General features: G+C 59.3%; 6 protein-coding genes. 4 read left to right on the top strand and 2 right to left on the bottom strand.

The genetic code is table 11. From position 1 onward, the window contains the following. Positions 1–100: 100 nt before the first annotated feature. Both GZ093_RS20675 and GZ093_RS20670 read right to left on the bottom strand, forming a co-directional pair. Complete coding sequence (locus GZ093_RS20675; RefSeq protein WP_296489604.1) at positions 101–604, bottom strand: N-acetyltransferase; 504 nt, start codon at positions 602–604, stop codon at positions 101–103. Positions 605–717: 113 nt separating this feature from the next. Continuing rightward, positions 718–1,221: a GNAT family N-acetyltransferase gene (locus GZ093_RS20670; protein ID WP_296489602.1), complete on the bottom strand. Its 504-nt coding sequence runs from the start codon at positions 1,219–1,221 to the stop codon at positions 718–720. A gap of 165 nt (positions 1,222–1,386) precedes the next feature. Between GZ093_RS20670 and GZ093_RS20665 the strand changes: the two genes are divergently transcribed. The 4 genes from GZ093_RS20665 to GZ093_RS20650 all read left to right on the top strand — a co-directional run bounded on the left by GZ093_RS20665 (position 1,387) and on the right by GZ093_RS20650 (position 3,700). Beyond that, on the top strand, positions 1,387–1,854 hold the full coding sequence (locus GZ093_RS20665; RefSeq protein WP_296489600.1) for a phage integrase N-terminal SAM-like domain-containing protein: 468 nt from the start codon (positions 1,387–1,389) through the stop codon (positions 1,852–1,854). Continuing rightward, complete coding sequence (locus GZ093_RS20660) at positions 1,847–1,987, top strand: integrase (protein ID WP_296489599.1); 141 nt, start codon at positions 1,847–1,849, stop codon at positions 1,985–1,987. Before GZ093_RS20665 ends, GZ093_RS20660 begins: the two co-directional genes overlap by 8 nt. A 127-nt stretch (positions 1,988–2,114) precedes the next feature. Then, entirely contained in the window at positions 2,115–2,693 is a 579-nt protein-coding gene (locus tag GZ093_RS20655; protein ID WP_296489598.1) for an isochorismatase family protein, read from the top strand. Positions 2,694–2,701: 8 nt separating this feature from the next. Beyond that, a complete protein-coding gene (locus GZ093_RS20650; protein WP_296489605.1) occupies positions 2,702–3,700 on the top strand; it encodes a helix-turn-helix domain-containing protein in 999 nt (332 codons plus the stop codon). Positions 3,701–3,814 lie beyond the last annotated feature (114 nt).

The raw sequence follows: 3,814 nt of genomic DNA, 5'->3' as shown, positions 1-3,814 counted from the left end.
GACGCACTTGCCCTTTGGCTAACCTTCGGCTCTGCGAATACCTGGTGTCAGGACTTTCACCCGACTGGACTCGTGCCATGCACGGCACACACGTTTGAATTCACGGGCTGCCGAAGGCAGCCCCGTGGAATGAATTGTTGGCCAGCATTTTCATGAAGAGAACATCATCGGTGGATTCTTCTGCAACCTCAATGAAACCCAAGGTGGAATACAGCCTGACTGCGACCGTGTTGTCCCTGTACGCCCGCAAAGTGACCGCTGTTTCTGATGTCGCATGCAGCGCAGCAGAAATGAGCTGCTGGCAAAGAACACGACCCAAGCCACAGCCCCGAGCATCCGGCGCAACAATGATTCGCCCAAGATGAACAGCCCCAGGCCGTAGCACCCAATGTTGGCCAAAACCGCAAGGTTTTGAAGAATCGTCGATCAGGCTATAGCTTGCTTCTCCGCCGCCTGGCACAGCCAGCAGCACTGATAAGTCTGAAGCTGCGAACGGAAACGGTAAACGCGGGCCAGCCCAGCGTAGGCCGGCCGCAGCATCAGGAATCCACGAAGCAATGGCAACGAAGTCACTGGCTATCGGCGTGCGAAGCGATACATTCATGATGGCTACAGAAAAAAGCTAACCGGCCACGCCCACACCGACAAAGCCGAGGAAGCGGGACGATGAAAGAGAGCGAAAGGCACAATGCAGGCGGGGAGTCCATATAGGAAGGGTTAGGCTCCATTCCAGACATCAAGATTGACAGCCTGCAATGACACGAGCTTCTGTTCTGGTCCGTATGTCTGCGTGCCAACTTCCGCGAAGCCATGCCGCGCGTGAAAGCGCTTCGAACTTGGGTTTGGTGGCTCGAGGTCGAACTCGCAGGTGACCAGATCAATGCCGCTGGCTCGGCCAAATGCGAAGAGGTCTTCGTACAAGAGCCTTCCGACACCTCGGCCCCGCATCGATGACGAGACGACGACCCGATCGATGTACAAGAACCTTGGATAGCGGGTCACAAACCAGCGGTAGTTCGGGCTGTCGTAGGCTGCGCCCTCGCGGAACGCCAGCAGGAATGAGGCTATTTGGCCTTCGTCTTCCAACACTCGGTGATAGGCGCATTGGGTTCGAAGAAGAGCAAGGCGCCCTGAATTCAGCGGGCTGAGGAATTGCACCGACTCTTCGTTTAGCTGCAGGATCTGCGATGAATCTTCGTGCTGCGCGGTGCGGATCTTCATGGAGGCCTGACGTGATGTAGATCGTCTGATATTTTGGAATCCCAGTTTATCCGACCAAATAAACCGGGGCGACGGGTTTCGATTAGCTCGGCACAAGCCTCCCAGCCCGCTTGACATCTTGCTTTCTGGAGTCGATTCTGTGCGTTTTTAGATGATTTTGATTCTATGAACTCTGCCGCCTGTCTTCCCCAGTCCAAGCGCCTGCTTGATCACGTGCGCGAGGTGCTTCGCTACAAGCACTATGGCCTCAAAACCGAGCAGGCTTACCTGTACTGGGTTCGTTTTTTCGTGCGCTGGCATGGACGTAACGGGCAGATGCAGCACCTCCGTAATATGGGCGGTCTTGAGGCAACGCGGTTTCTGACCATGCTTGCCAATGAGCTCCGGGCGTCAGTGTCCACGCATAACCAGGCGCTCAGCGCCTTGCTGTTCTTATACCGCGATATTCTGGCAATTGATCTGCCCTGGCTGAGAGGGGTGCAGCGCCCAACCCGGCCCAGGCGGATTCCATCTGGATTGACCAAGGCCGAAGTTGCCGCCCTTTTGGGCGCAATGGATGGCGAGATGGCGTTGTTGGCCAAGCTGCTATCTGGCACGGGATGCGTTCGATCGCCGGGTGTTGATCGTGCGTGAGGCCACCCATACGGCGCTGGATTTGCTGGGCCACAGCGACGCAAGCACCACCATGATCTCCACGCATGTACTGAAGGTCGCAGCGGGTGGCGCGGCCAACCCGCTGGATTTGCTGAGTGGCATCGCGGCCTGAGCGCATCATCAATCAGTGGCCTTAGTCTCAAAACAATGTCTTGATTTGATTGATACTTGTCTTCCATGCACTGGCTCGCCGTGCAAAATACGTGCACCATAGAGCTTTTCAACTCATCTATGAATTTATGAAAACATGTCTTATTTTGATTGACGCGCAGGAGTCTTTCCGCCAGCGCCCGTACTTCACTGATGTCGATCTGCCCGCCTACCTCAGCGCACAAAACGCGCTGATTGACGGCTGCATGGAACGCGACCTGCCGATCGTGCGTGTCTTTCACGTCGATGGCCCCAAGACCGTCAGCAACCCGTTTGCGCTCGAATCCGGCTTTGTGCAGCCGCTGGCCGAACTGCACCCGTTTGACGCTGCCGCCACCTTTCACAAGAAGCGACACAGCGCGCTGGTGGGCACGGGACTGGACGTGTGGCTGACGCAAAACGGCATTCAAAGGCTGATCATCAGCGGCATCCGCACCGAGCAGTGCTGCGAAACCACCACCCGCCACGCCTCGGATCTGGGTTGGACGGTCGATTTTTGCCCGGACGCCACACTGACCTGGGACATGCAGCACCTGAATGGTTCGGTTCTCAAAGCCGCCGACATCAAGGCCCGCACCGCCGCTGTGCTGGCAGACCGATTTGCCACCATTTGCAGCGTGCCCCAAGCGCTGGAGCGCGCCAGCAGCAGCACCACGGCCAGCGCCTGATCTGGAACATGCATCGCACGCAGCCCGCCCCGCCGATTCAGGTCTTGTTTGCCCTGCTGCCCGATAGCCTGGCGCTGGATTGGGCCGGACCGGCCGAGGCTTTGCGCATCGCCAATCAAGCGTTGCAGATTCAGGGTCAGCCGCCGCGCTTTGTGTTGCGCTTTGTCGGTCCCAGCAGCGAGACGGTCAGCTCGGTGGGGCTCAAACTCAGCGGTCTTGAGGCGCTGCCTGACACGCTGCCAGCACCGGCCTGGGTGGTGCTGGTTGGCCAGCCAGGCGCCACCATTTCTGTGCAAACCGAGGCTGCTCAAGCGCTGCTGCACTGGCTGCGCGGCCTGCGGCTGCAAACCCACCGGCTGGAGCTGATGACGGTGTGCGCAGGCGCGGTGCTGGCGGCGCATGCGGGCTTGCTGGCTGGGCGACGCGTCACCACACACCACCATCATCTGGCTGAATTGCGGTCGGTGGAGCCCGACTGCCAGGTGGTGGAGAACCGGGTCTTTGTGGAAGACGCACCGGTCTACAGCAGCGCAGGCGTGACCACCGGCGTGGACCTGACATTGCACCGCATTGCGCAGCTGTGCGGCGAACCCATCGCCGCGCAGGTGGCGCAAACCATGGTGGTGGCCCTGCGTCGCGGCCCGCAAGACCCGGAGTTGTCACCGTTTCTGGCTTACCGCAACCACCTGCACCCGGCCCTTCACCGCGTGCAGGACGCCGTCAGCAGCCAGCCCGCTGCCGAGTGGCAGCTGGCCAGCATGGCGGCCGTGGCCTGCACCTCACCCCGGCACTTGACGCGCTTGTTCATGGACCATGCCGGCATTGCGCCGCTGCAGTACCTGCGCCGCATTCGCCTGGCCCGGGCGCAAACGGCGCTGCAGTCAGGCCGCAATGTCACGCAAGCGGCCGCTTTGGCGGGCTTCAGTTCAGACACCCAGCTGCGCCGCACTTGGCACCAACTGGGCGAAGCCGGCATCCCGTCGAACCTAAAATTACTACAAAAATAGTAGCTACAAGCGCCTTTTTTACGAATACGAAGGGACTTCCCGCTTCCCGGTAACGGCATCAAGTGCCAAGATTGGGTTTGGAAGTCAATCTGCAACCTTTAGAAGGAGAAGTCC

The organism is Rhodoferax sp., from assembly GCF_010365055.1.
In the GTDB taxonomy this organism is placed as follows: domain Bacteria; phylum Pseudomonadota; class Gammaproteobacteria; order Burkholderiales; family Burkholderiaceae_C; genus Rhodoferax.
The sequence above is the reverse complement of the archived record's forward strand: the minus strand, read 5'-3'. Positions and strand labels throughout refer to the sequence as shown.

What these genes read in the sequence shown, in the direction of transcription:
- GZ093_RS20675 (WP_296489604.1), bottom strand. Translation starts at nt 604, where the DNA reads ATGAATGTATCGCTTCGCACGCCGATAGCCAGTGACTTCGTTGCCATT.
- GZ093_RS20655 (WP_296489598.1), top strand. Translation starts at nt 2,115, where the DNA reads ATGAAAACATGTCTTATTTTGATTGACGCGCAGGAGTCTTTCCGCCAG.
- GZ093_RS20665 (WP_296489600.1), top strand. Translation starts at nt 1,387, where the DNA reads ATGAACTCTGCCGCCTGTCTTCCCCAGTCCAAGCGCCTGCTTGATCAC.
- GZ093_RS20670 (WP_296489602.1), bottom strand. Translation starts at nt 1,221, where the DNA reads ATGAAGATCCGCACCGCGCAGCACGAAGATTCATCGCAGATCCTGCAG.
- GZ093_RS20650 (WP_296489605.1), top strand. Translation starts at nt 2,702, where the DNA reads ATGCATCGCACGCAGCCCGCCCCGCCGATTCAGGTCTTGTTTGCCCTG.